A 25,698-nucleotide genomic window follows, 5' to 3' on the forward strand; every position below is an offset into this window, starting at 1 on the left:
AGCGACGCGGGATCAGTGCCGGGTCGGCACGCCCGTGAGCGCCGTCACCACCGGATCGAGAGCCTGGTGGATCTCGTCGCCGATGGAACGGAAGAAGGTGATGGGGGCCCCGTACGGGTCGTAGACCTCGTCCGCCTCCGCGTTGGGGGCCAGGAGCCACCCGCGTAGAGCCGCGGCCGCACGCACCAGCGCACGGGCGCGCTCGACCACGCCCTCGTCGAGGGGGTCGGGCAGCGTCGCCGGGTCTATGGCCCGTACGAGCCGCGTGAACTCCTTCAGCGTGAAGGTCCGCAGCCCCGCCGAGTGCCCCATCGAGATGACCTGCGCCCGGTGGTCACGCGTCGCCGTGAGCACCAGGTCCGCGCGGATCACGTGCTCGTCCAGCAGCTCCCGCCCGACGAAGCCGGACGGGTCCGCGCCGAAATCCGCCAGGACGGCCTCCGCGTTGGCCTCCATCGAGGCCCCCTCGTGTCCCCAGGTGCCCGCGCTCTCCACGATGAGCCCGCCCGTGAGCCGCTCGCCGAGGCGGTCGCTCAGGGCATGCCGGTTCAGCCGCTCGGTGATGGGCGAGCGGCACACGTTGCCGGTGCTGACGTGGAGGATGCGGAAGGTGTCGGGAAGTCCCGCTATGCCACGCCCCTCAGGGGCGGTCAATTGGCCACCTCGAGGTCGGGTACGACCTTGCGGAGCTCGTCGGCGTCGACGGCGCCCGCGCGCAGCAGCAGCGGGACCTTGCCGGTCACGTCGACGATCGACGACGGAACGATGCCCGGTGTCGGGCCCCCGTCGAGATAGACCGACACGGCGTCCGCGAGCATCTCCTGCGCCGCGTCACAGTCCTCCGGCGCGGGATGTCCGGTCAGGTTGGCGCTGGAGACGGCCATCGGACCGACCTCGGTCAGCAGCTCGATCGCGACGGGGTGCAGAGGCATCCGGATCGCGACGGTGCCACGGGTGTCGCCGAGGTCCCACTGGAGCGAGGGCTGGTGCTTGGCGACGAGCGTGAGCGCGCCGGGCCAGAACGCGTCGACGAGCTCCCACGCCTGCTCGGAGAAGTCCGTGACCAGGCCGTGCAGGGTGTTCGGGGAGCCGATGAGCACGGGCGTGGGCATGTTGCGGCCGCGGCCCTTGGCGTCGAGGAGGTCGGCGACGGCCTCGGTGCTGAAGGCGTCGGCGCCGAGCCCGTAGACGGTGTCGGTGGGCAGGACGACGAGCTCGCCGCGACGGACGGCGGACGCGGCTTCACGCAGACCGGTCGTACGGTCGGTCGCGTCGTTGCAGTCGTATCGCCGTGCCATCTAACGGCCCTCTCTCTTCTGTGTTTTTGAGACTCGGTTCGCCTCCGGGGCGCGCCCCTTCGGCTCACTCGTACGCGTTCCGGTGTTCACGGCATGGCCTTGCGTGCCGTCGCGAAGCGCGGGCGCTTGTTCAGGTCCGGGTGGTCGGCCGCGTCCGCCCAGCCGGCCTCCTCGCTGAAGATCCACGGGACCTGCCCGCCCTGGGTGTCCGCGTGCTCCACGACCACGAGGCCGCCGGGGCGCAGCAGTCGGTGCGCGGTGCGTTCGATGCCCCGGATCGTGTCCAGCCCGTCCTCACCGGAGAAGAGCGCCATCTCCGGGTCGTGGTCGCGGGCCTCGGGTGCCACGTACTCCCACTCCGTGAGCGGGATGTACGGCGGATTGGAGATGACCAGATCGACCTGGCCGTCGAAGTCCGGGAGGGCCGTCAGAGCGTCTCCGCGGTGCACGGTGACCCTGGACCCCTCGGCGTTGCGCCGCGTCCAGGTGAGGGCGTCCTCGGACAGCTCCACGGCGTGCACACGCGAGCGCGGCACCTCCTGTGCCATGGCGAGCGCGATCGCGCCGGATCCCGAGCAGAGATCGACGATCAGCGGCTCGACGACATCCATCGCGCGGACCGCGTCTATGGCCCAGCCGACGACGGACTCGGTCTCCGGCCTGGGCACGAACACCCCTGGCCCGACCTGGAGTTCCAGATACCGGAAGAAGACCCGCCCGGTGATGTGCTGGAGCGGCTCGCGGGCCTCACGGCGCGCGACGGTCTCCCAGTAGCGGGCGTCGAACTCCTCGTCCACGACGCTGTGCAGCTCTCCGCGCTTGACGCCGTGCACGAACGCGGCGAGTTCCTCCGCGTCGAACCGCGGCGACGGCACGCCCGCGTCGGCCAGCCGCTGGGTGGCCTGGGCCACCTCGGCAAGCAGCAGACTGCGGGGGGCGGGCCCGCGACGGAGCCGCGATGAGTCGCTGGGCCCCCCAGAAGGTGGCTGCACGCTGGTTCCTCCTGAGACGTGGACGGGGAGGGGACGTGATCGGTAGGGACGTGACGTGACGGCTCAGGCGGCCGCGAGCTTCGCCGCCGAGTCGGCGTCGACGCAGGCCTGGATCACTGCCGCCAGCTCACCGTCGAGCACTTGGTCCAAGTTGTACGCCTTGAAGCCGACCCGGTGGTCCGAGATCCGGTTTTCCGGGAAGTTGTACGTACGGATCTTCTCGGACCGGTCGACGGTACGCACCTGGCTGCGCCGGACGTCCGCCGCGTTCTTCTCCGCCTCCTCCTGTGCCGCGGCGAGCAGCCGCGAGCGCAGGATACGCATGGCCTGCTCCTTGTTCTGGAGCTGGCTCTTCTCGTTCTGGCAGGAGGCGACGACTCCGGTGGGCAGATGCGTGATCCGGACGGCTGAGTCCGTCGTGTTGACGGACTGGCCGCCGGGGCCCGAGGAGCGGTAGACGTCGATACGCAGGTCGTTGGCGAGGATCTCCACGTCGACCTCCTCCGCCTCCGGCGTCACGAGGACACCGGCCGCCGAGGTGTGGATCCGGCCCTGCGACTCGGTGGACGGCACCCGCTGCACGCGGTGCACGCCGCCCTCGTACTTCAGCCGCGCCCAGACGCCCTGTCCCGGCTCGGTGGCCCCGTTGCCGCCCTTGGTCTTCACGGCGACCTGGACGTCCTTGTAGCCGCCCAGTTCGGACTCGGTGGCGTCGATGATCTCGGTCTTCCAGCCCACGCGCTCGGCGTACCGCAGGTACATCCGCAGAAGGTCCCCGGCGAAGAGCGCCGACTCGTCGCCGCCCGCGCCCGCCTTGATCTCCAGGATGACGTCCTTGTCGTCGCTGGGGTCGCGCGGGACGAGCAGCAGACGGAGCTTCTCCGTCAGTTCGTCGCGCTGCTTCTCCAGCACCTTGACCTCGGCGGCGAATTCGCCGGCCGACGCGTCGGTGGGGTCGGCCGCGAACTCACGGGCGGTCTCGATGTCGTCCCCGGTCCGCTTCCAGGCGCCGTACGTCCCGATGATCGGGGTCAGTTCGGCGTACCGCTTGTTGAGCTTGCGGGCGTGCGCCTGGTCCGTGTGGACCGACGGGTCGGCGAGCTTCTTCTCCAGGTCGGCGTGCTCGCCGACCAGTTCCTCGACCGCCTCGAACATTCGGGGGCTCCTGGGTTGCGTACGTGGGTGCTGCGCGAAGGTGCTGCGGGACGGCAAAGCGCCGGTCTCGGCGCCCCAGGGCAGGGGCGCCGAGAACCGGCGCAGTTGGCTCGCTACTTGTTGGCGGAGCCGGCGGCAGCCTTGCCGAAGCGGGCCTCGAAGCGGGCCACACGGCCACCGGTGTCGAGGATCTTCTGCTTGCCCGTGTAGAACGGGTGGCACTCGGAGCAGATTTCGGCACGGACCGTGCCCGATTCGATCGTGCTGCGAGTGGTGAACGACGCACCGCAGGTACAGCTGACCTGGGTCTCGACGTACGTGGGGTGGATGTCGCGCTTCAAGGTGTCTCCTAGGGAACGTCCTCGCCGGGCGAGGAGGCGCCGGGTCGCACGCGCGGATGCTCGTACGTGAACCGGGGCCGACGGACCAGTCTGCCAGGACCGGCCGTATCTCCAAAACCGGGGTGGTCCCGGATCTATTCCGCCGGGGCGCCGTCCGCCGGCGGGCCCGTGCGCGCCGTCATCCGCCCGTGACCACGTGGGACGCGTCGCCCTTGTCGCCCGCGGAGTCCTCCGTCGCCGACGCCGGTATCGGCCTGTCAGCCCGGAGCGCGGTCCAGACCTTTTCGGACGCCTTCTCCAGCGGTACGACGCGGTTCGGGTCCGCCGGGTCGTACTGGACGGGCAGCGTGATCATGTCGACGTCCTCGGACCCCAGGCTCTTCAGACCGCCGGCGAAGGAGGCGAGCTCCTTGACCGTGTCCAGCTCGGAGTCGGGGGTGATCGCGCGGGTCGCGCTGTCGCCGATGTCGTAGAGCTTCTTGGGGCTGCTGAGCAGTCCGATCTCCTTGATCTGGGTGATCAGCGCCTTGACGAAGGCCTGCTGGAGCTGGATCCGGCCCAGGTCACTGCCGTCGCCGACGCTCTTGCGGGTCCTGACGAGGCCGAGCGACTGTTCGCCGTCGAGGGTGTGGGTGCCGGGTGCGAGCTCCAGTCCGCTCTTGGAGTCGTCGATGGCCTCGGTGGTGGTGATCTTCACGCCGCCGAGATCGTCGATGAGCTTGGTGAACCCGGTGAAGTCGACCTCGATGTAGTGGTCCATGCGGATGCCGGACATCTTCTCGACAGTCTTCACCGCGCAGGCCGGGCCGCCGACCTCGTACGCCGTGTTGAACATGGCGCGCCGTGCGCCGTCCGCGGTGACGCCCTCGTCGTCCTCGCAGTCGGGGCGCTCGACGATCGTGTCGCGCGGTACGGAGACCACACTGGCCGTCCTGTGGCCCTCGTTGACGTGCACGATCATCGCGGTGTCCGAGCGGGCCCCGCCCTCGTCCCGGCCGTACGAGGAGTTGGCGCCGGAGCGCGAGTCGGAGCCGAGTACGAGGATGTCCATCGAGCCGTTGTCGACGTTCACGGGGCGGTCGGTGCCGAGGCTGGCGTTGATGTCGACGCCCTGGATGTTGCCGTTGAGCTTGAAGTACGCGTATCCGAGACCGGATCCGCCGACAAGGACCAGGGCGGCGGCCGCCCACGCGGCCAGGGTCGTGACGCGGCGGCGCGCGCCGGGCCTCTTGCGGCGCGATCCGGTCGCGCGTATTCGTCCGCCCCTGCTCTGACCGCTCATGTGCTCCTCAGCTCTCGTCGCCCCGCCGTCGGCCTCGTGGCGTGTGCGGCTACCCCCTGTCACGGCGTTCAGGCACGGCCTCTTTCCGTGGCCCGGTGGTGCGGGTCAGTTGGCAGCGTCGCACAATGGGCTGTGGCCCCCGCCGGAGCGGGGGCCACAGGGTGAAGCGGCGACGGTGAGTGACCGGTCAGGCCCTCACCTGGGGTTTCACGCGATCGAGTAGTAGCTGTTCCAGCCGGTTCCGAGGCTCACCGGTGTGGCGAAGATCTCGGATGTGGCCTTGCCCGTGCCCTTGAGCAGCGACAGGGTGCCGCCGGTCGTACGGACGAGGACGTCGGCCTTGCCGTCACCGTTCACATCACCCGGGGTGACGATGAGGTTGTAGAGCGACCAGTCGGGGCGGACCTGGACGGGTGCCTCGAACGGGGCGGTGGACTTGCCGGTGCCCTTGACCAGGAAGAGGGCGTTCGTGCCGCCGCGGCGGACGAGCAGGTCGGCCTTCCCGTCGTTGGTCAGGTCGCCCTGGCCGCGTACCTGGTTGTAGGCCTGGTAGCCGGTGCCGACCGCGGTGGAGGCGCTGAACTTGCCGTTGCCCTGGCCCGGGTAGAGCCGGAGCTGTCCGGTGGAGGCGACCGCGAGCAGGTCGGGCTTGCCGTCACCGTTGACATCGCCGGGGGTGACGATGGCGCGGAAGGTGTTCCAGGCGGAGAAGATCTTGGTCTTGACATAGGTGGCGCTGCTCGCCGAGCGGTGCAGCCAGTACACGTCGCCGGAGCCGCCCCGGGCGACGAGGTCCTGGTAGCCGTCCCTGTTCAGGTCGGTCTGGACGACCAGGTTGTACGCGCTGAAGGTGCCGGTGAACGCCTTGCGGGCGGCGAGCTTCTCACCGGTGGAGGTGAACGTGTAGGCCTTGCCGTCCGAGGTGGTACGGGCCCACGGGTCGGCCCGGTGGTCACGGCTGAAGTTGCTGTCGGCGATGCGCGGCTGGATCGCCGGCATGTACGTCGAGACCTTGGTGTACGCGTCGTACGTACCCGGCAGGTTGCAGTACTCGGAGGGGGTGGCGGGTCCCCACGAGGTGATGCCGATGATCCGGCCGCTCACCATCATCGGACTGCCCGAGTCGCCGGGGCAGGTCGCCTTGCCCGTCGAGTTGTCGCCTGTGCCGCCCTCGCCGGCGCAGATCATATGACCGGGCTTGTAGGCGCCGGGGGTGTTGACCGCGCTGTCGAGGTTCTCCGTGCACTCGGCGTCCGAGCGCAGCGGCTGCTCCACGCGCTGGAGGGTGTCGGACAGCGGATCGAAGTCCGGGTTGGACCCGATCATGCCCCAGCCGTAGGTGGTGGCGGTGGTGCCGGCCGCGTACCGGGCGGTGTCACCGTACGACGCGGGCTGCGCCGGGGTGTTGGTCAGCGGCTTGGAGAGGGTGAGCAGCGCGATGTCGTTGTCGATCTCGGCCGCGTTGTACGAACCGGCGAAGTACGAGCGGCTGATGGTGACCGCGGTGCCTTCGTCGTTGGGACCGCCGGCGAGCTTGGCGGTGCCGGCCAGAATCATGCCGTGGCCGACCATGTCGAGCGCTTTGCCGTTCTCGTCGGTGACGCAGTGCGCCGCCGTAAGAACCTTGTTCGGCGCGACGAGTGTGCCGCCGCAGGTGAAGTAGAAGAGTCCGTCGTTGTCGAACTCGAAAAGCAGCTGCACCATCCAGGGGGCGCTGCTGATGGAGGTGTTCGTGCCGCCGATGATTCGGGGCGAGGCTTCCTTGGAACTGACGACCTCGGCGCCCTTGGGCGGCAGGAACGTCTCGCCGCCGCCGTCGGCGGCCTGGGCGGTGGCCACCAGTCCGCCGGCGAGCATGGCGAGGGTCGCCGCACCGGCGGCAATCAGTCTTCGCATTTTCCGGACCGGTCGGCCCTGACGCGACACACGCACGCAAATCTCCCACTATGCAAGGGAATTGGTTTGGCGCCGTGTGGGGGGATGGAACGGCTGATCGGATATTACAGGCAGAAATCCGCCCCGTCACCGGAGTAACGGGGCGGATCCATCGGCAAGTTGAACAATCGGGACGGAATTTCCCGAAACAACGTGTCAGTCGTTGCCGTTCCCGGGCGACGGAGTCGTCTTCTGAATCTGGAGCAGGAACTCCGCGTTCGACTTCGTCTTCTTCATTTTGTCCAGAAGCAACTCGATCGCCTGCTGCTGGTCGAGTGCGTGCAGCACCCGGCGCAGCTTCCAGACCACGGCGAGCTCGTCGCTGCCGAGCAGGATCTCTTCCTTACGGGTGGAGGACGCGTCGACGTCCACCGCCGGGAAGATGCGCTTGTCCGAGAGCTTCCGGTCGAGCTTGAGCTCCATGTTGCCGGTGCCCTTGAACTCCTCGAAGATCACCTCGTCCATGCGCGAGCCGGTCTCGACGAGCGCGGTGGCCAGGATGGTCAGCGAACCGCCGTCCTCGATGTTGCGCGCCGCACCGAAGAAGCGCTTCGGCGGGTAGAGCGCCGTCGAGTCGACACCACCGGACAGGATGCGTCCGGAGGCCGGGGCGGCGAGGTTGTACGCACGGCCCAGACGGGTGATGGAGTCCAGCAGGACGACCACGTCGTGACCCAGCTCCACGAGGCGCTTGGCGCGCTCGATGGCCAGCTCGGCGACGGTGGTGTGGTCCTCGGCGGGCCGGTCGAAGGTCGAGGAGATGACCTCGCCCTTCACCGAGCGCTGCATGTCGGTGACCTCTTCCGGACGCTCGTCGACGAGGACGACCATCAGGTGGCACTCGGGGCTGTTGACCGTGATCGCGTTGGCGATGGCCTGGAGGATCATGGTCTTGCCGGTCTTCGGCGGGGCCACGATCAGACCACGCTGGCCCTTGCCGATCGGCGCGACGAGGTCGATGATCCGCGTCGTCAGCACACCCGGGTCGGTCTCCAGCCGGAGCCGGTCCTGCGGGTAGAGCGGGGTGAGCTTCTGGAACTCCGGCCGCCCGCGGCCCGATTCGGCCGCCATGCCGTTCGCCGAGTCCAGGCGCACCAGCGCGTTGAACTTCTCGCGGCGCTCGCCGTCCTTGGGCTGGCGCACCGCGCCGGTGACGTGGTCACCCTTGCGCAGGCCGTTCTTACGGACCTGGGCGAGCGACACGTACACGTCGTTCGGGCCCGGCAGATAGCCGGAGGTCCGGATGAACGCGTAGTTGTCGAGGATGTCGAGGATGCCCGCGACGGGGATCAGCACGTCGTCGTCGGCCACCTGCGGCTCGCCGCCGCCACCGAACTCCTCGCGGCCACGACGGCCCCGCCTGTCGCGGTACCGGCCGCGCCGGCCGCGCCGGCCGCCCGCCTCGTCGTCGAAGTCGTCCTGCGGCCCGTTGCCCTGGTTCTGACCGCCGCCCTGGCCCTGGCCCTGGCGCTGCTGGCGCTGACCGCCGGTCTGCTGGCCGCCACCGCCCTGCTGGTCGTCACCCTTGCCGCGGCGCTCACGCTGGCGGCTCTGCCGGTCGCCGCGCTCCCCGCGGTCCCGGTCGCCACGCTCGCCCCGCTGGCCGCGCTCCTGGCGGTCGCCGCGGCGTCCGTCGGCGTCGGTGCGGTCGGAGGCGGACACGGCGGCCTCGGCCTTGGTGTCGGGGCGCTCGTCCACGACGGTGTCGGTGCCCGACTCGGCGCGGCTCTCGGTCTTGGTGTCCGGGCTGCCCGCCTGCGCGGTGGCCCTGCGCCGACGACGCTCGCCCACGGGCTGGTCGTCGCTGGCCGGCTGGCCCGGGATGTCGATCTGCGCGTCGGCCTTGCCGGCCTTCGCCGCCGCGGCCGGGGCCTGGTCGGCGGACGTGTCCGCCGCCTTGCCGGCGGGGGCGTCGGCGGCCGGGGCCGCGTCGCCCGTACGGGCCTTGGAGGTGGCGCGCCGCTTGGGCTTCGCCTCGGCGTCGCCGCCGGCCGTCTCGGCGCTCTTCGGGGCGGACGAACCGCCGCCCTGCGCCTCCTTGATGACCTCGATCAACTGGCTCTTGCGCATCCGCGCGGTGCCCCTGATGCCGAGGCCGGACGCGACCTGCTGCAGCTCGGCCAGGACCATGCCGTCGAGGCCGGTGCCGGAGCGGCGGCGCCGTGAGGTGGTGCCAGTGGCAGCACCTTCGGCGGGCGCGGTCGTGTCGACGCTGTTGTCGGCAGTCACGCCCATCAGATCGGTGGTGTCGCTCACGAAGGGTCCTTCCCTGGAGCGGACGTCGGCCTTCTGGCTCGGCGACCGGTTGTGCTGTCCGACCGCGGGTTGTGATCGTGTCGATCACCGGCCACAGTCGGGGCGATGGTCCCGCCGGGTACGGCGGAAGACTTGCGTACGTGCAATGGGTCCGGCCCGAGGTCCCCCTGCTCGGCCCACTCCTGGACATAGCGAGGGGTGTCGTGCCGGTTCCGGGGCGTGCTCAAAACTGCTCAGGCAGGCTGCTCAGGCAGTTGGGGAGGCTCCCGGAAGAATGGTGGTCCCGAATGGGGACGCGAAGCACCGAGCCACAAAGACTTCGGGTGCAGACTTGAGGTTAACACTACCGGCTCCAACAAACATTCCCCCTCTCACTCACCGGCAATCCACCGTCACTGAGAACCCAGCGGCAGAACACTCGCTCCCGTGCCGTCGAGGCCGAGCCTGTGCGCCGCCCAGCCCTCGCCGGCCAGCCGTGCGACCTTGTCGGCCGCACTGTCGTCGGTCAGCGCCAGGACCGTGGGGCCCGCGCCGGAGATGACCGCGGGGACGCCGTCCGCGCGCAGCCGGTTCACGAGCTCCACGCTCCGCGGCATCGCGGGAGCGCGGTACTCCTGGTGGAGCCGGTCGTCGGTGGCCGCGAACAGCAGGTCGGAACGCCTGGTCAGGGCCTCTACGAGCAGGGCCGCCCGGCCCGCGTTGAAACTCGCGTCCACATGGGGGACGGAGCGTGGGAGCAGCCCGCGCGCGGTCTCGGTCAGGACGGGCCGGTCGGGTACGAACACCACGGGAACCACGGAGTCGGCGACCTCCATCCGGATGGCCCGCGCCGCTCCCCCGTCGGTCCAGGCGAGGGTGAATCCGCCGAGCAGACAGGCCGCCACGTTGTCCGGGTGGCCCTCGATCTCGGTGGCGAGCTCCAGCAGCGCTGTTTCGTCGAGCCTGGCGTCGCCGCCTATCGTCACGGCGCGCGCGGCGACGATCCCGGCGCAGATCGCGGCGGAGGAGGAGCCCAGGCCGCGGCCGTGCGGGATGCGGTTGGCGCAGACGACCTCCAGGCCGCGCGGCTGGCCGCCGAGCAGGTCGAAGGCGGTGCGCAGGGACCGTACGAGCAGGTGGTTCTCGTCGCGGGGCAGTGTCTCGGCGCCCTCGCCGGCGATGTCGACGTGCAGGCCGGCGTCGGCGACGCGTACGACCACGTCGTCGTAGAGCCCCAACGACAGGCCGAAGGCGTCGAATCCCGGCCCTAGGTTGGCGCTGGTGGCGGGGACGCGCACCCGCACGGCGGCGGCGCGGAAAGCGGGACCGGCCATCGCTTAGACGACTCTCCTTGTGTGACTGCGAGGAAGGCGGAACGGGAGACGAGGCTGCGAGACTGCGGGGTTTCGGCGAGGTACGGAAACACCCGACGGCCACGAGGGCAACAACACCGCGGCATATGCGGCGGGGCGGGTCGGGTACAGCCTATCGAAGGAAGGTTCTGTCGCGACATAGGGCGCACAGGAGGCGCACGATGCGTGTCGCGTGGCTTCCTGTGCGCCTATGCAGGGTCTTGGTGCGCTTTGTGCGGGCCCCGCAGACCGGCGGGGGTCTCACCGGGCCGCGCGGCGGCTCACGCGAGTCCGAGGCGCTCCGCCGCCGTCACCGCGTCCACGGGCACGGTGACCGGCTGGGGCGCTCCCGCGACCGCCCAGTCCGGGTCCTTGAGCCCGTTCCCGGTGACCGTGCAGACGATCCGCAGGCCGCGGTCGACCTTGCCCTCCTCCGCCGCCTTGAGCAGACCGGCGACGGACGCGGCCGACGCGGGCTCGACGAAGACACCCTCCTGCGCGGCCAACAGCCGGTAGGCGCGCAGGATCTGTCGGTCCGTCACCTCGTCGATGAAGCCGCCCGAGTCGTCCCTGGCGGCGAGCGCCTGCTGCCAGGACGCCGGATTGCCGATCCGGATCGCGGTGGCCACGGTGTGCGGGTCCTTCACGACCTCGCCGCGCACGATCGGCGCCGAACCGGACGCCTGGAAGCCCCACATGCGCGGTGTGCGGGTCGCGGGGCCGTCGGCGGCGTACTCCGTGTAGCCCTTCCAGTACGCCGTGATGTTGCCCGCGTTGCCGACGGGCAGCACATGGACGTCGGGGGCGTCGCCGAGCGCGTCCACGATCTCGAAGGCCGCGGTCTTCTGACCCTCGATACGGGACGGATTCACCGAATTGACCAGCGCCACCGGGTAGTTGTCGGACAGCCCGCGCGCCAGCGTCAGACAGTCGTCGAAGTTCCCGTCGACCTGGAGGATCTTCGCGCCGTGCACCAGCGCCTGGCCCATCTTGCCCAGCGCGATCTTGCCCTGCGGCACCAGGACCGCGCAGACCATGCCGGCCCGTACCGCGTAGGCGGCGGCCGACGCCGAGGTGTTGCCGGTGGACGCGCAGATGACGGCCTGGGCGCCCGCCTCCTTGGCGTGCGTGATGGCCAGCGTCATCCCGCGGTCCTTGAACGACCCGGTCGGGTTGGCGCCCTCGACCTTGAGGTGCACCTCGCAGCCCGTGACTTCGGACAGGACCTGGGCGGGGACCAGCGGCGTACCGCCCTCGCGGAGCGTGACCACCGGGGTCGTGTCCGTGACCGGCAGCCGGTCGCGGTACTCCTCGATGATGCCGCGCCACTGGTGGGTGCCCCGCCGGGCACCGTCCGCGGCCGGGCCGCTGTTGCGTTGGGTCGTCATGGGTCCCTTACTCCCCTTCAACACGCATGATGCTGGCGACACCGCGCACGGTGTCGAGCTTGCGCAGCGCTTCGACGGTGCCCGAGAGGGCGGCGTCGGGCGCGCGGTGGGTGACGACGACGAGGGATGCCTCGCCGCCCAGTCCTTCACTGTCCAGCCGGCCCTGCTGACGCACGGTGTCGATGGACACGTCGTGCTCGGCGAAGACGGTGGCGACCTGGGCCAGTACACCCGGTTTGTCGGCCACGTCGAGGCTGATGTGATAGCGCGTCACGACTTCGGCCATCGAGCTCACCGGCAGCCGCGTGTAGGCGGATTCACCCGGTCCGGTCGACTCGCCGATCCTGTTGCGGCACACCGCGACGAGGTCGCCGAGCACCGCGGACGCGGTGGGCGGGCCGCCGGCCCCGGGGCCGTAGAACATCAGCTGTCCGGCCGCCTCGGCCTCCACGAAGACCGCGTTGTAGGCCTCGCGCACGGAGGCGAGCGGGTGGCTGAGCGGGATCATCGCGGGATGGACGCGCGCGGTGACCGACCTGCCGTCGGCGGCGCGCTCGCAGATGGCGAGGAGCTTGACGGTGCAGCCCATGCGCCGCGCGGACGCGATGTCGGCGGCGGTGACCTCGGTCAGTCCCTCGCGGTGGACGTCGTCGAGGCGTACGCGGGTGTGGAAGGCGATCCCGGCGAGGATCGCGGCCTTCGCGGCGGCGTCGAAGCCCTCGACGTCGGCGGTCGGGTCGGCCTCCGCGTAACCGAGCGCCGTCGCCTCGTCGAGCGCCTCCGAGTAACCGGCGCCCGAGGAGTCCATCCGGTCGAGGATGAAGTTCGTGGTGCCGTTGACGATGCCGAGCACCCGGTTCACCTTGTCGCCCGCGAGGGATTCCCGCAGTGGCCGCAGCAGCGGGATGGCACCGGCGACGGCGGCCTCGTAGTAGAGGTCCCTGCCGTGCTTCTCGGCCGCCGCGAAGAGCGTCGCGCCGTCCTCGGCGAGCAGCGCCTTGTTGGCCGAGACGACGGACGCGCCGTGCTCGAAGGCGGTGGTGATCAGCGTGCGGGCGGGCTCGATGCCGCCGATGACCTCGACGACGACGTCGATGTCGCCCCGTTTGACCAGCGCCGTCGCGTCCGTGGTGATCAGCGCGGGGTCTATGCCCTCGCGCACCTTGGAGGGACGGCGGACGGCGACCCCGGCGAGTTCCAGGGGCGCGCCGATCCGCGCGGCCAGATCGTCGGCGTGCGTCGCCATGATGCGCGCCACCTCTGAGCCGACGACCCCACAGCCCAGCAGCGCCACCTTCAGCGGACGCGTACGCATCATGCGACCTCGATTCCCTCTCCTGGCGATTGTGGACCAGTTTCACGCACCGGACGGAAGTTTCTACCCTCCGTCCGTCATGCGAGACGCCAATCTCAGCTTTCGATGCGGCTAGCCGACATCGAGCCGGAGGAGATCCTCCTCCGTCTCGCGCCGGACGATCACCCGCGCGCTGCCGTCCTTGACGGCGACGACCGGCGGGCGCAGCGCGTGGTTGTAGTTGCTCGCCATGGAGCGGCAGTACGCCCCGGTGGCGGGGACCGCGATCAGGTCCCCCGGCGCCAGGTCGGCGGGCAGGAACGCGTCGCGTACGACGATGTCACCGCTCTCGCAGTGCTTGCCGACGACCCGCGACAGCATCGGCTCGGCGTCGGAGCGGCGGGAGACGAGCGCGACGCTGTACTCGGCGTCGTACAGCGCGGTACGGATGTTGTCCGACATGCCGCCGTCGACGCTCACGTACGTCCGCAGCCCCTCCAGCGGCTTGATGGTGCCGACCTCGTAGAGGGTGAAGGCGGTCGGGCCGACGATCGCGCGGCCGGGTTCGACCGAGATCCGGGGGGTGCGCAGTCCGGCGGACTCACACTCACGGGTGACGATCGCGGTGAGGGACTTGGCGATGTCGTGCGGCTCGCGCGGGTCGTCCTCGGGGGTGTACGCGATGCCGAGGCCGCCGCCGAGGTCGATCTCCGGGAGTTCGACGCCGTGCTCGTCGCGGATCTCGGCCAGCAGTCCGACGACGCGGCGCGCCGAGACCTCGAAACCCGCCATGTCGAAGATCTGCGAGCCGATGTGGGAGTGGATGCCGATGAGTTCGATGCCGTCGAGCTTCAGCGCCCGGCGGACGGCCTCGGCCGCCTGTCCGTCGGCGAGGGCGATGCCGAACTTCTGGTCCTCGTGCGCGGTGGCGATGAACTCGTGGGTGTGCGCCTCGACGCCGACCGTGACCCGGATCTGCACGGGCTGGACCCGGCCCAGGCTCTGCGCGATGTGCGCGACGCGCACCATCTCCTGGAATGAGTCGAGGACGATACGCCCGACGCCCGCGGAGACGGCCCGCTCGATCTCGTGCACGGACTTGTTGTTGCCGTGCAGCGCGATGCGCTCGGGGGGCATGCCGGCGTCGAGCGCGGTGGCCAGCTCGCCGCCGGAGCAGACGTCGAGGTTGAGCCCCTCCTCCTTGAGCCAGTGGACGACGGCCCGGGACAGGAACGCCTTACCCGCGTAGAAGACGTCGGCGTCCTTGCCGAAGGCGTCCGTCCAGGCGCGGCAGCGGGCCCGGAAGTCGGCCTCGTCGAGGAAGTACGCGGGGGTGCCGAACTCCTCGGCGAGGCGGGTCACCGGCAGCCCGGCGACGGTGGCCACACCGTCCTCGTCGCGCCCCACGGTGCGCGACCAGATCTTGTCGTCCAGCGTGTTGAGGTCGGCGGGCGGCGGGGAGTAGTGGCCCTCGGTGTGCACGTCGCCGTAGCGGGGACCGGCGGGGTGGGCGGAACGGCTCATCGTCTTATTGCTCTCTCATGTGCGTCGGATGCGGCCGACTGGCGGACCGCATCAGAGATGTTCGGGCGCGTCGACGCCGAGGAGGGTGAGGCCACCGGCCAGCACCGTCCCGGCGGCTTCGGCGAGTGCGAGCCGGGACCGGTGGGCGGCCGAGGGTTTCTCGTCGCCGACGGGCAGCGGGCGGCAGGTCTCCTGGAAGTGCAGGAACGCCTCCGCGGTGCGTTCGAGATGGCGGGCGACCCGGTCGGGGGCACGCAGACGGGCGGCGGCGGCGAGTACGCCGGGGTGGTCGCCGATGCTGTCGACAAGCGCGTGGGCTTCCGGTTCGACGGCCTCCGCCGCGCCGCCGTCCCCCGGGATGCCGAGGGCCGCGGCGTTGCGGACGAGGGCGCGGGTACGGGCGTGGGCGTACCGCACCGTGAACAGGGGGTTGCTCTCGTGCTGTACGAGAAGGCCGTCGCCGGTCAGGGGCCGGTCGTGGGCGGCGGGCCGCAGCAGGCCCCAGCGGGCGGCGTCCGGCCCGAGGCGGGCGAAGAGGTCGCCCGCGAGGGCGGCGGGCACCGGCCGTACCGGCAGATACTCCGTGGCGTCGTCGCCGGTGCGGGCGTCGGCGCCCTGCGCGCGCAGCAGCCGCAGGACGGTCTCGGTCAGGACGGCCGCGCGCGGTTCACCGGCGGGGGCGAGGACCACGGTGGTGCCGGCGAGGGTGTCCCCGTATCCGTAGCGGATCCCGGCGTCGAGGACGGCCCGGACGGGGGCGGTACGGCCGGCGGGGGCGAGCGTGAAGTTCAGGAAGCCCGGTCCGGTGACGTCGACGCGGGAGAGCTCCGGCGAGCGGCGCAGGATCTCGGTACGGAGGATCTCGGCGACGTCGCGGGGCGTGCGCCGGGCGGGGCCCGCGAGCCGTAGCGCCACCGAGGTCGCGTAGTCGCCGCTGCCTCCCGGTCCGGGGCGCCCGACCTGGACGCTCTCCGGTACGGGCCCGACGAGTACGCCCTCGTCGACCGCGCGGCGCACGGCGTGCAGCACGGTTCGGGAGAGGTCGGCGGGGGTCACGGGACAAGCGTATGGGAGGAGGGGGGCGTCTTCGCGAACCGGTTTCGCGATACGGGCAACACCCCAGGTCCCAGGGGATCGCGCCGTCTCCCGCTCCGCGGAGGCGCGCACGGGCTCGCGGCACAGGCGCGCACGGGCGGCGTGCGCCGGCCGTGTACCGGCCGTGCGCGTCAGCCGCGTGCGCTTCGGGGCGTGCTGCCCGCACGCCCGACTTCATGCCTGCCGTCCAAGGACGGCGGGCCCTCCCGGCGCATCAGCTGGCGGACGACCCTGACGAGCTCGGCCGGCTCGAACGGCTTGGCGAGGAAGGCGTCCACGCCGGCGGCGATCCCGGTCTCCACCTCGTACCGCGTACAGGCGCTGATGATCGCGACGGGCAGGTGCGAGGTCATCGGATCGGCGCGCAGCCGGGCGGCGGTACGGATCCCGTCGAGGCGCGGCATGACGACGTCGAGGGTGATCACATCGGGCCTGACCTGGTGGACGACGTCCAGACACTCGGCACCATCGGCCGCGGTCACGACCTCGAAGCCCTCCAGCTCCAGGTTGACCCTGATCAACTGCCGGATGACCCTGTTGTCGTCGACAACGAGCACTCGGCCTGACACGCCTGACACAACTTGAGAGTAGGTCCGCCTCCCGGGCCGCGTCCGGGTTTTCCCCAGTTCCCCCCTCGCGCGGGGGACGCGTGGCCGCCGCCCCGCTCGCCCCCACCACGCCAAATACCTGTTCACGACGACCCCATGAGGGCTGGTAGGGTTTCACCTGTCGCCAAGGTCCACGGCGACACGCCCCCGTAGCTCAGGGGATAGAGCATCGGCCTCCGGAGCCGGGTGCGCAGGTTCGAATCCTGCCGGGGGCACCGTGGTTCAGGTGCCATAAAGACCCTCTGATCAGGCGAGACGCCGGATCAGGGGGTCTTTTGTCATGCCCGGCGACTCTCCGTGACCGGCGCCGGGCGCGTCGCGCCCCGGTGAGGTGCCGCGCGCGTCGGGCGGATGCCGTTCGCCGGAGGCCGCCCGTCCGTCCGGGGTGCCCCCCCTCGTGAGCCGTCGCCCTCCTCGGCCGTGCCGCGCGTCGCCGGTCGGGCCTCTCGCCTCCGTCACCTCTCGGCGCCGCCCCGTGGCGGGCCGAACGCCCGGTGTTGTCACCGTATGAGCTGCGGTGGGGCTTTGGGCGGACTCCTCAAACTCCGCCAGATGTAACGTGACTTACGTCACTCCACACTTCGCACTGATTCACTCTCAGGTCGCACACGGCTTCTCCACGCGATCTCCTCGCGGAATGATGGCTTCCGGAGCCGGACGCGTGCGTTCGGATCCCGCCATGACCGATTGCGGACAGACCTTCGGGGCCAGTGGAAACACCGATCAGGACAGTCTTGTTTTCCCCCTTCCCGCGACGCCGGAGTCGACCGGTTCTGCCCCGCGGAGCCCTCGCGCGAACCCCCAACTCGCCTCACCCGCGCGGCACATGGCCACTGCGGCTTGTCCCCGGGCGACCGAAATGCCGCCCCCTAGACGCCAGTTGAAACCCCTGTGATCTTCCCCTTCCGCAATGACATTCCGGAAGTTGGGGCTTCAGTCAAGTCGCCACGCCGGAGCGCGGTGGCGGACATTCCGGTGGCCGTCCGGAGGGGGGCGGTCATATGCCGGTGGGCTGGGGCGAGGGGTGCGGAGTTGAAACGATTCGTTGATTCCGCTTACGGATCCGCGGGCCTCTTCTGCGCTGTTTTCGGGCCGAGTTGGATCGTTCGTGGCCGCTTGGGCACCGTCATTTTTCGCGGATGAACGCGTCCGCAACGAGGTGCTACAGCATAGGATCAAGCCGCGCCACGGGGGCCTCGCCAGTCCCTTCCGTAACGTTGCACACGTTCTACTCGCGATCCCCACCGACACCCCCCAACCCGTTAATAGGTATCTGCGTGTCACCGATACTCAGCACCGGTTCCGGCGATGGAGCCGCGCAGTGAAAATCAATCGTCGCCTTGTCCTGCTGGTCACCGTGCCTCTCGTAGTGGCCGTCACCTTCGCGGTGCTGGCCCTCGCTCCCGCGACCAACCAGGCGCTCCAGGCCAACCGGCTCACTGCCATGGTCGATGTCGCCTCGTCCGTCAGCGAGTTGACCCACCATCTGCAGCGCGAGCGAGCGTCCGCGACCGCACTGGTCTCCACTCAAGGAGATACGGACGCGTTCCGCGAAAGTTCCAACGCGACGGACAAGAGTGTCGCCAAATTCCGTTCTCAGCGCGGAAGCCTGTCGTCCGTACCGGGCAACGCGCAGCGCGCTCTGGACCGTATCGACCAATTCATCGATGAATTGCCCTCCCTGCGCGCCCAGGTGCGCTCCGGAGGAAGCACTGTCACCGCGCTGACCTTCGGCTACCGAATCGTGATCGCCGACCTCATCGACTATCGCGACGGAATCGCGCAGGCCGACGGCGTGGACTCCGACGTGGCCGACCGGATCCGTGCCGCCGCGGCGCTGTCGCGGGCCTCCGAGCACATCGGCCAGCAGCAGGTCGCGGTGATGAGGGCGCAGGCCACGGGTGGCTTCACCCAGGCCTCCAAGCGGACCTTCGACGCCACCAGGCTCGGTTACACCGAGGCGACCAGCGTGCTGTTCGACCTGGGCCCGCAGCAGTGGCGGACCTGGCTGGAGCGCACGCTCTCGGGCACGAAGGCCCTGGAGGCGCGCCGGCTCGAGGACGAGGTGGGCCGCACCGCGCCCGACCAGGAACTCACCGTCAAGTCCGAGGAGTGGCAGAAGGCGTCGGCCGACCGGCTGACCCTGCTGCGCTCGGTCGAGAAGCGCATCGACGACTCCGTGCTCGGCACGGTCACCGAGACGCGCACCACGCTCGCCTGGCTGGCCGGCGGCGAGGTGACGCTGGTGCTGCTCACGCTCATCGGTGCCGTCGTCGTCGCCGTCCGGCTCGGCCGCGTGATGATCCGCCGACTGCGGGATCTGCGCAACGCCGCCCACGAGGTGGCCCACACGGGTCTGCCCCGGGTGATGACGGACCTGTCACAACCCGGTGCGCTCAGCGGTGCCACGCCCGAGCAGGTCGCCGAACGGTCCGGCAACCCGGTGAAGACCACGGGTCTGGACGAGATCGGCGAGGTCGGTGAGGCGTTCAACGCCGTCCACCACGAGGCCGTACGTCTGGCCGCCCAACAGGCCCACATCCACGAGCAGTTCGCCGAGACGCTGGTCGGTGTCGCCCGCAGGGGCGCCCAGTTGACCACCGTCATGGTGTCCGAGCTGGACGCGGTGCAGCGCGACGAGGCCGACCCCGAGCGCATGAAGATCCTTTTCGCGCTCGACCACCTCGCGATCCGCATGGAGCGCAACACCAACAACCTTCTGGTGCTGGGTGGTTACGGCCACGGCCGGGTCCGGTCCGCGGACATCTCCTGTTCGACGGTGATCGTGGCCGCCGCGCAGCAGATCGAGCGATTCGACCGGGTCTCGCTCGGTGTCATCGAGTCGGGCATCGGCATCGCGGCCCGCGTGGTCCACGACGTCGCGCACATCCTGGCCGAACTCCTCGACAACGCCACGCGCTTCTCGCCCCCGGACAAGCAGGTCGGGGTCGCGGTCTGGCGGCTCTGGGACCGTGCGGTCGTACAGATCGTCGACGAGGGCGTCGGCATCACCGCCGAACGGCGCGCCACCCTCAACAAGGGTCTGCTGGAGCCGAAGTCCGGCATCGGCGACGTGCGTTCCATGGGTCTGCACGTGGTGGCGCGGCTCGCCGCCCGGCACGGCATCGTCGTCGAGCTGCGCGACTCGTCAGGTCCCGGCACGATCGCCGAGGTCACCCTGCCGGCCAACGTGCTGGCGCCGGCTCCGAAGGAGACGACGCCGCCCGCGCAGGGCGCGCCCGGGGAGCGTCCCGGTGTGCGGTACGAGGCACCGCGCCCGATCACCGCGCCCGGACAGCTCGGCCGCCGGCAGACCGTCGGCGCGGGCGACTACAGCCCGGCCGGAGCCGGGGCCGCCCCCGGCGGCGGGTCTCAGGGATCCAACGGGTCGACCGACTCGCGGGGTCCGGGGAGTTCACGCGGCGACGCCAGGGGCAACCCCCAGGGCGACGAGCGCGAGCGCGCCAACAAGCCGTCCCAGCACCCCGTCCACGCCGAGCCGGTCTCCCGGATCGCCGGAGTCAGTTCCTCGGGACTGCCGCTGCGGCAGCGCAACACGCCGCAGCAGTGGCCCAAGCTGGGCAAGCGCGACGGCGCCGACCAGCGATCCGGCGGGGCACCCAAGCCGGCCCGCCGCCGGGACTCCCGGCAAGTCTCAGACGTCCTCGCGGCCTACGCACAGGGGATCAACAGGAGCACGAGCCACCGCGGGCGCTCCGCCACTGACGACGACACCCAACGGAGCAAAAAATGACGACCTCACCCACCGACCTCAGCTGGATCCTGAGCGGCTTCGCCGGACGTATTCCGGAGGTCACGCAGGCGATAGCCGTGTCCGTGGACGGACTGGCGCTGGCCTACACCGGGGTGGAGCGTGACGACGCCGACCGGCTCGCCGCCATCGCGTCGGGTGTCGTCAACCTGCTCTCCGCGGCCGCCCAGTTGACCAACACCGATCCCGTCGAGCACAGCCTGACCGCCATGGAGGGCGGCTACATGTTCTCGATGGCCGTGTCGAGCGGCGCGTCCTTGCTGGTGACGACCACCAGGGACGCGGACATCGGCGAGGTCAGCTACATGATGTCCGAACTGATCAACCAGGTCGGCGACTCCCTGACTCCCCAGGTACGCGGCGACGCGAACGTCCAGCCCTCGCGCTGACGTCCGGGTCGTCCAAGCCCCATCGTCCGGTTCTTCCGCCGTACGTGTTCCGCCCGCTCGATTCCGTCCGTTTTTTCATTCCTCCCGATGAGAGCCCTCAATGTTCTTCGACATATCCCTCCCGCGAGGCCGCCGCAGAGTCCGGCCGGTCGGCGCAGCCGCCATCGCACTCGGTCTGGCAGCCGTCACCGGGTGCAGCAGCGACAGCGGCGCCGGCGACGACACAGTGAAGATCGGCCTGGTGGCGTCGCTGTCAGGTACGTACGAGGCGGTCGGCACGGAGCTGCGCAAGGGCTTCGAGCTGTACCTGGCCACCCATGACAACAAGCTGGGCGGCCGGAAGGCCGAGCTGGTCGTGGCCGACGAGGGCGACGGTCCGCCCACCGCGGTACCCGCGGCCACCAAGCTGATCAAGAAGGACAAGGTCGACGCGCTGACCGGTCTCGTCGGCGGCGGTTCGGTCAACGCGGTGCTGCCGCTGATCAACCAGGCGAAGATCCCGCTGCTCGGGTCGAACGCCCGCCCGCCGGTCAAGGACATGAAGTACGTCTGGACGACCAGCTTCCTCTCCGACGAGCCCGGCAAGGCCATCGCCCCTTACATCAAGGAGAAGGTGGACGGCCCGGTCTACGCGATCGGCCCCGACTACCAGGGTGGCTACGACGAACTGCGCGGCTTCACCGAGGAGTTCAAGAAGGTCGGCGGCAAGCTCGCCAACCCGGACGGCGAGACCAAGTGGACGCCGTTCCCGAAGACCACCAACTTCATGCCGTACTTCGCGGACATCGCGAAGACGGACGCGAAGGCGGTCTACTGCTTCTACGCCGGTAAGGCCGCGATCGACTTCGCCAAGCAGTACGCGCAGTCCGACGTCGCCGATCTGCCGCTGTACACGGCCTTCGTCACCGAGGGCAGTGTCCTCCAGGCGCAGGGCGACGCGGCGAAGGACGTCTACTCGGTCCTGAACTACGCGGCCGACCTCGACAACGAGGCCAACCGCAAGTTCGCCGCCGACTGGACCGCCAAGCACGACACCCAGCCGACGACCTTCGCGATGGCCTCGTACGACGCGGCCGCCGTGCTGGACCTGGCGATCGCGGACGCCGGCGAGAAGGGCGAGGTGACGCCGGAGACCATCAACAAGGCCATCGGCGGTCTCGGCCAGATCGACAGCCCGCGCGGCGCCTGGGAGTTCGGCGACAAGGCGCACTCGCCGGTGCAGCAGTGGTACCTGCGCCAGGTGCGCAAGGACGGTGACCAGCTGGCCAACGTCATGGTCCAGGACCTGGCGACGCTCGGCAGCTGAAATGGATCTCCTTGATGCCCACTTTGTGCCGGCGGTGGACGGGGTGGCCTACGGGCTGCTGCTGTTCGTCGTCGCCGCCGGCCTGAGTCTCGCCTTCGGCACCGCGGGCGTACTGAACCTTTCGCACGGCACGTTGTACGCGATCGGTGCCTATACCGGTGCCGAGTTGAGCGACGGGACCTGGGGCGGTCTCGCCGTCGGACTCGCGGCCGGAACCGCGGCGGCTGCCGCCGCCGGTGCCGGTCTGTCCGCGGCCACGATTCCCCTGGCCCGTCGTGGGCATCTCGCGCAAGCACTGCTGACGTTCGGACTGGCCCTGATCGGCGGCAATCTGCTGATCGAGTTCTTCGGGGCCGACGACCTGCCGGTACGCGTCCCCGAGGCGCTCGACTCCTCGGTGACGCTGCTGGGTCACCGGTACCCCGCGTACCGGCTCTGCTTCATCCTCATGGCCGTGCTGCTCGCGGCGTTCGGTACGTGGGTGCTCACCCGCACCCGTGTGGGGGCGGCCGTACGGGCCTCCGCCGACGACCCGCAGATGCTGGCCACCACCGGGCACAGCCCACGCGCGGTGCACACCGGGGTCCTGGCCGCCGCGGGTGCGCTGGCCGGGGCCGCCGGAGTGCTCGGCGCGCCCATCATCGGGCCGGGCGCCGGCACCGCCGACACGGTGCTGATGCTCTCGCTCGTCGTGGTCGTGCTCGGTGGGCTGCGGTCGCTGTGGATGACGCTGCTCGCGGCGATCGCCGTCGGCGAGGTGCAGACGCTCGGTGTGTCCCTCGCGCCGGATTTGGCGCCGTACCTGCTGTTCGCGGCCATGGCCGCCGTGCTGATCCTGCGGTCCCAGTTCACCGAGCCGGCGACGGCGGGGGCGCACGGCGGCGGCGACGGCGGCTCGGACCCGGTGGCGTGGCTGCGGCGTCGGCTCTCCGCCTCGTTCTCGGGGCGGCGCGCCGCGACCGCGACCGCCGAGAAGGCGGTCGCTGAGAAGGCGGTCGCGGACAGGCGGGAGCCCGTACCGTCCGCGAGCGGCGGGCCGCTGCGGCGGCTGCTCAGCGGCGGCCGGGACGACGGCGGCCTCGCCGCGCGGGGCCGTAAGGCCGCGCCGCTGCTCGCCTTGCTCGTCCTGCTCATCGCTCTGCCGACGCTGCTCGACGCGTACACCCTCTCGCTGGCCGGCTCCGCGCTGGCCCTCGGGCTGCTGGCGATCAGCGTCGCCATCCTCACCGGTTACGCGGGGCTGCCGACCCTCGGCCAGACCGCGCCGTTCGCCGTCGGCGCGTACGCCACCGCGAATCTCGCCGACGCCGGCTGGACGGCGGGCCCGGTCCAGATCGTCGTCGCGGCGATCGCCGCCGCGCTGTTCTCGCTGGTGACGGGGCCCGCGGTGATCCGGGCCCGGGGGACCACGGTCCTGATGATCACGCTCGCCATCGGCGAGCTGGCGAGCGCTGCCATCAACCAGCTCAAGTCCCTCACCGGCGGCGCCGACGGACTCGTCGGCTTCCCGCCCACCCAGGCGCTGTTCGGCGGGGAGGGGATGGTCGAGGAGAGCGAGGTCTACAACTACGCGCTCGCCGTCGCCGTCATCTCCGTCGTCGTGACCGTGCTCGTACTGCGCTCGCCGGCCGGCAAGCTGCTGACCGGCACCCGTAACGCCGAGGCGCGGATGCGCGCGTCCGGCCACCCGGTGGGGCGCTACCTGCTGATCGCGCACATCGGCGCGGGGGCGCTGGCCGGGGTCGGCGGTTCGCTGATGGTCACCGTCCAGCAGTACCTCTCCCCCGCCGACGTGGGCTTCGAGATCGCGGCGTTCGCGCTGCTGGCCGCCGTCATCGGCGGCAGCACCTCCGTCATCGGCGCCCTGCTCGGTGCCGGACTCATCGTCTTCACCCGTGACTGGGTGGCCAGTTCGTGGCCCGGCCACGGGCCGCTGCTGCTCGGCGCGCTGTTCGTCGCCGCCGTCTACCTGCTGCCGCGCGGGCTGGCCGGGCTGCGCCTCGGCTCCGGCCCCGGCGGGCGGGGAGCGGCGAAGGCGGACCAACTCCCGCCCGACCACGACAGCGTTCCGGCCGGGAAGGTCGCCCCATGACAGCCACCACCGCACCGTCCACGGCGCCTGTGCTGGACCTGAAGAACCTCACCCGGCGGTACGGGAGCCTCACCGCCGTCGACGACGTCAGCCTCCGGCTGCCGTCCGGAGCACGGCACGCCGTCATCGGGCCCAACGGCGCCGGCAAGACCACCCTGCTGAACCTCATCGCCGGTACCGACCGCCCCGATCACGGCACCATCGCCCTGGGCGGCACCGACATCACCCGTACGGCGACGGCCAGGCGGAGCGGTCTCGGCATCGCCCGCAGCTTCCAACAGCCGTCCGTCATAGGCGAGTTGTCGGTGCTGGACAACATCGTGCTGGCGGGCTGGCGGCACCATCCGCTGCGCCGGGGCGCGTGGTGGCGGCCCTCCCGCTACCGGCAGCACGCCGAGTCCGCCACCCGCCATCTGGAGGCCGTAGGCCTCGCCGACTCGGCCGCCCGTCCCGCCGCCGACCTGTCCCACGGCCAGCGCCGCATGCTCGACCTCGCGGCGGCCCTCGCGGGCGACCCGCGGCTGCTGCTGCTGGACGAACCGGCGGCCGGGCTGACCGACGGCGACATCGGCCGTCTGCTCACGATCCTGGGCGGGCTGCCTTCGAGCGTCGCCATCATCCTGGTGGAGCACCATGTCGAGGTCGTCGCCGAACTCGCCGAGACGGTGACGGTGCTGGCGGCCGGGCGGGTCCTGATCACCGGGCCGACCAAGGAGGCGCTCGCGCATCCGGAGGTCCGCGACGCGTACCACGCCACCGCGGCCGGCCAGATCGGGGCCGACCGTGACGGCGCGCCCGAGGCCGCCCCCGACGGAGTCCGCGACACAGCAGAAGCGAGAGGGTGAGGCGACCAACCGATGCTGGAACTCACCGGTCTGACGGCGGGCTACCACGGCGGCACCGTCCTGCACGACCTCGACCTGACCGTCCCCGCCGGCTCCGTCCACGCGATCGTGGGCCACAACGGGGCGGGCAAGACCACCCTCGTCCACACCGTGGCGGGGTTCATCCGACCCTCCGCGGGCTCGGTGCGGCTGAACGGCCGGGAGATGACCGGGCAGCCCGCGCACAAGGTGGCGCGCGCCGGGATCGGTCTCGTACCGCAGGGCCGCCGGGTCTTCGCCGGGCTCACCGTCGCGGAGCATCTGCGGCTCTCCTACCGCCCGCCGGGCCGCGGCGACACGTCCCGGCCCAGCCGGTGGACCCCGGAGCGCGTCCTGGAGCTGCTCCCCCGGCTGGGTGAGCGCCGGGGCAACCGGGGCACCGATCTGTCCGGCGGCGAGCAGCAGATGCTCGCCCTGGCCCGCGCGCTGCTCGGCTCGCCGAGCGTGCTCCTGCTGGACGAGCCCACGGAAGGGCTCGCACCTCTGCTGGCCAAGCAGGTCTACGAGCTGGTCGGCACGCTGGCGGAGGAGGGCATCGCGGTGCTGCTGGTCTCGCCGAGCCCGGCGCAGGCCGCCGAGTGCGCCCGTACGGTCACGGTCCTCACGTCGGGACGGGTGACCCTGCGGGTGGACGGTGCCGACGCGCGGACCGATCCGACGGCGCTGCACGAGGCGCTGGAGCTGACTCCGGTACGGACCGCCGCGCGCTGAGTCACCCGGCCCGTCCGAGTGCCGCCGGCGACGGGCGGGCCGCGT

General features: G+C 70.9%; 20 protein-coding genes and 1 tRNA gene. 7 read left to right on the forward strand and 14 right to left on the reverse strand.

The window, feature by feature from the left end; all coding sequences use genetic code 11:
• Nucleotides 1–12: 12 nt before the first annotated feature.
• From IEY79_RS01885 to IEY79_RS01950, 14 genes are all read right to left on the reverse strand, one after another.
• The gene (locus IEY79_RS01885; RefSeq protein ID WP_023538645.1) at nt 13–654 is read right to left on the reverse strand and encodes an arsenate reductase/protein-tyrosine-phosphatase family protein; all 642 of its coding nucleotides are present in this window, start codon (nt 652–654) and stop codon (nt 13–15) included.
• Entirely contained in the window at nt 651–1,298 is a 648-nt protein-coding gene (locus IEY79_RS01890) for an L-threonylcarbamoyladenylate synthase (protein WP_189105448.1), read from the reverse strand. Before IEY79_RS01890 ends, IEY79_RS01885 begins: the two co-directional genes overlap by 4 nt.
• An 86-nt stretch (nt 1,299–1,384) precedes the next feature.
• On the reverse strand, nt 1,385–2,224 hold the full coding sequence (prmC, locus tag IEY79_RS01895) for a peptide chain release factor N(5)-glutamine methyltransferase (RefSeq protein ID WP_189105624.1): 840 nt from the start codon (nt 2,222–2,224) through the stop codon (nt 1,385–1,387).
• A gap of 129 nt (nt 2,225–2,353) precedes the next feature.
• Nucleotides 2,354–3,445 carry a peptide chain release factor 1 gene (prfA, locus tag IEY79_RS01900; RefSeq protein ID WP_189105449.1) on the reverse strand — a complete coding sequence of 364 codons (1,092 nt, stop codon included), beginning with the start codon at nt 3,443–3,445 and terminating at the stop codon, nt 2,354–2,356.
• 113 nt (nt 3,446–3,558) lie between these two features.
• Entirely contained in the window at nt 3,559–3,786 is a 228-nt protein-coding gene (rpmE, locus tag IEY79_RS01905; protein ID WP_189105450.1) for a 50S ribosomal protein L31, read from the reverse strand.
• A gap of 178 nt (nt 3,787–3,964) precedes the next feature.
• Nucleotides 3,965–5,068 (reverse strand): LCP family protein, encoded by a 1,104-nt coding sequence (locus tag IEY79_RS01910; protein ID WP_189105451.1) that lies wholly within the window; start codon nt 5,066–5,068, stop codon nt 3,965–3,967.
• Between the two features lie 207 nt (nt 5,069–5,275).
• The gene (locus IEY79_RS01915; RefSeq protein WP_189105452.1) at nt 5,276–6,964 is read right to left on the reverse strand and encodes a trypsin-like serine protease; all 1,689 of its coding nucleotides are present in this window, start codon (nt 6,962–6,964) and stop codon (nt 5,276–5,278) included.
• A 195-nt stretch (nt 6,965–7,159) separates the two neighbouring features.
• A complete protein-coding gene (rho, locus tag IEY79_RS01920; protein ID WP_189105453.1) occupies nt 7,160–9,259 on the reverse strand; it encodes a transcription termination factor Rho in 2,100 nt (699 codons plus the stop codon).
• A gap of 392 nt (nt 9,260–9,651) precedes the next feature.
• Nucleotides 9,652–10,572 carry a homoserine kinase gene (thrB, locus tag IEY79_RS01925; protein ID WP_189105454.1) on the reverse strand — a complete coding sequence of 307 codons (921 nt, stop codon included), beginning with the start codon at nt 10,570–10,572 and terminating at the stop codon, nt 9,652–9,654.
• A 299-nt stretch (nt 10,573–10,871) separates the two neighbouring features.
• The gene (thrC, locus tag IEY79_RS01930) at nt 10,872–11,978 is read right to left on the reverse strand and encodes a threonine synthase (protein ID WP_189105455.1); all 1,107 of its coding nucleotides are present in this window, start codon (nt 11,976–11,978) and stop codon (nt 10,872–10,874) included.
• A gap of 7 nt (nt 11,979–11,985) precedes the next feature.
• Entirely contained in the window at nt 11,986–13,296 is a 1,311-nt protein-coding gene (locus tag IEY79_RS01935; protein ID WP_189105456.1) for a homoserine dehydrogenase, read from the reverse strand.
• A gap of 108 nt (nt 13,297–13,404) precedes the next feature.
• Nucleotides 13,405–14,796 carry a diaminopimelate decarboxylase gene (lysA, locus tag IEY79_RS01940; RefSeq protein WP_189105457.1) on the reverse strand — a complete coding sequence of 464 codons (1,392 nt, stop codon included), beginning with the start codon at nt 14,794–14,796 and terminating at the stop codon, nt 13,405–13,407.
• 51 nt (nt 14,797–14,847) lie between these two features.
• A complete protein-coding gene (gene nrtL / locus IEY79_RS01945) occupies nt 14,848–15,852 on the reverse strand; it encodes an ArgS-related anticodon-binding protein NrtL (protein WP_189105458.1) in 1,005 nt (334 codons plus the stop codon).
• A 170-nt stretch (nt 15,853–16,022) separates the two neighbouring features.
• Nucleotides 16,023–16,460, reverse strand: a complete 438-nt coding sequence (locus IEY79_RS01950) for a response regulator (RefSeq protein ID WP_229700582.1) — start codon at nt 16,458–16,460, stop codon at nt 16,023–16,025.
• 182 nt (nt 16,461–16,642) lie between these two features.
• Between IEY79_RS01950 and IEY79_RS01955 the strand changes: the two genes are divergently transcribed.
• The 7 genes from IEY79_RS01955 to IEY79_RS01985 all read left to right on the forward strand — a co-directional run bounded on the left by IEY79_RS01955 (nt 16,643) and on the right by IEY79_RS01985 (nt 25,653).
• Nucleotides 16,643–16,714: transfer RNA gene (locus IEY79_RS01955), tRNA-Arg, on the forward strand.
• A 1,106-nt stretch (nt 16,715–17,820) separates the two neighbouring features.
• On the forward strand, nt 17,821–20,253 hold the full coding sequence (locus tag IEY79_RS01960; RefSeq protein WP_189105459.1) for a sensor histidine kinase: 2,433 nt from the start codon (nt 17,821–17,823) through the stop codon (nt 20,251–20,253).
• The gene (locus IEY79_RS01965) at nt 20,250–20,660 is read left to right on the forward strand and encodes a roadblock/LC7 domain-containing protein (RefSeq protein WP_189105460.1); all 411 of its coding nucleotides are present in this window, start codon (nt 20,250–20,252) and stop codon (nt 20,658–20,660) included. The genes IEY79_RS01960 and IEY79_RS01965 overlap by 4 nt, the downstream gene beginning before the upstream one ends.
• Nucleotides 20,661–20,760: 100 nt before the next feature.
• Nucleotides 20,761–21,966, forward strand: a complete 1,206-nt coding sequence (locus IEY79_RS01970) for an ABC transporter substrate-binding protein (RefSeq protein ID WP_189105461.1) — start codon at nt 20,761–20,763, stop codon at nt 21,964–21,966.
• 1 nt (nt 21,967) lies between these two features.
• Entirely contained in the window at nt 21,968–24,058 is a 2,091-nt protein-coding gene (locus tag IEY79_RS01975) for a branched-chain amino acid ABC transporter permease (protein WP_189105462.1), read from the forward strand.
• The gene (locus IEY79_RS01980) at nt 24,055–24,903 is read left to right on the forward strand and encodes an ABC transporter ATP-binding protein (RefSeq protein ID WP_189105463.1); all 849 of its coding nucleotides are present in this window, start codon (nt 24,055–24,057) and stop codon (nt 24,901–24,903) included. Before IEY79_RS01975 ends, IEY79_RS01980 begins: the two co-directional genes overlap by 4 nt.
• Nucleotides 24,904–24,915: 12 nt before the next feature.
• The gene (locus IEY79_RS01985) at nt 24,916–25,653 is read left to right on the forward strand and encodes an ABC transporter ATP-binding protein (RefSeq protein WP_189105464.1); all 738 of its coding nucleotides are present in this window, start codon (nt 24,916–24,918) and stop codon (nt 25,651–25,653) included.
• The last annotated feature ends 45 nt before the right edge of the window (nt 25,654–25,698 follow it).

Origin of the sequence: Streptomyces camponoticapitis (genome assembly GCF_014646115.1) — a bacterium.
In the GTDB taxonomy this organism is placed as follows: Bacteria; Actinomycetota; Actinomycetes; order Streptomycetales; family Streptomycetaceae; genus Streptomyces; species Streptomyces camponoticapitis.

Excerpts from the sequence above, each read along its gene's own strand:
- IEY79_RS01890 (WP_189105448.1), bottom strand. The coding sequence starts at position 1,298 with ATGGCACGGCGATACGACTGCAACGACGCGACCGACCGTACGACCGGT.
- prfA (WP_189105449.1), bottom strand. The coding sequence starts at position 3,445 with ATGTTCGAGGCGGTCGAGGAACTGGTCGGCGAGCACGCCGACCTGGAG.
- IEY79_RS01910 (WP_189105451.1), bottom strand. The coding sequence starts at position 5,068 with ATGAGCGGTCAGAGCAGGGGCGGACGAATACGCGCGACCGGATCGCGC.
- IEY79_RS01915 (WP_189105452.1), bottom strand. The coding sequence starts at position 6,964 with ATGCGAAGACTGATTGCCGCCGGTGCGGCGACCCTCGCCATGCTCGCC.
- thrB (WP_189105454.1), bottom strand. The coding sequence starts at position 10,572 with ATGGCCGGTCCCGCTTTCCGCGCCGCCGCCGTGCGGGTGCGCGTCCCC.
- thrC (WP_189105455.1), bottom strand. The coding sequence starts at position 11,978 with ATGACGACCCAACGCAACAGCGGCCCGGCCGCGGACGGTGCCCGGCGG.
- IEY79_RS01935 (WP_189105456.1), bottom strand. The coding sequence starts at position 13,296 with ATGATGCGTACGCGTCCGCTGAAGGTGGCGCTGCTGGGCTGTGGGGTC.
- lysA (WP_189105457.1), bottom strand. The coding sequence starts at position 14,796 with ATGAGCCGTTCCGCCCACCCCGCCGGTCCCCGCTACGGCGACGTGCAC.
- IEY79_RS01965 (WP_189105460.1), top strand. The coding sequence starts at position 20,250 with ATGACGACCTCACCCACCGACCTCAGCTGGATCCTGAGCGGCTTCGCC.
- IEY79_RS01970 (WP_189105461.1), top strand. The coding sequence starts at position 20,761 with ATGTTCTTCGACATATCCCTCCCGCGAGGCCGCCGCAGAGTCCGGCCG.
- IEY79_RS01975 (WP_189105462.1), top strand. The coding sequence starts at position 21,968 with ATGGATCTCCTTGATGCCCACTTTGTGCCGGCGGTGGACGGGGTGGCC.
- IEY79_RS01980 (WP_189105463.1), top strand. The coding sequence starts at position 24,055 with ATGACAGCCACCACCGCACCGTCCACGGCGCCTGTGCTGGACCTGAAG.
- IEY79_RS01985 (WP_189105464.1), top strand. The coding sequence starts at position 24,916 with ATGCTGGAACTCACCGGTCTGACGGCGGGCTACCACGGCGGCACCGTC.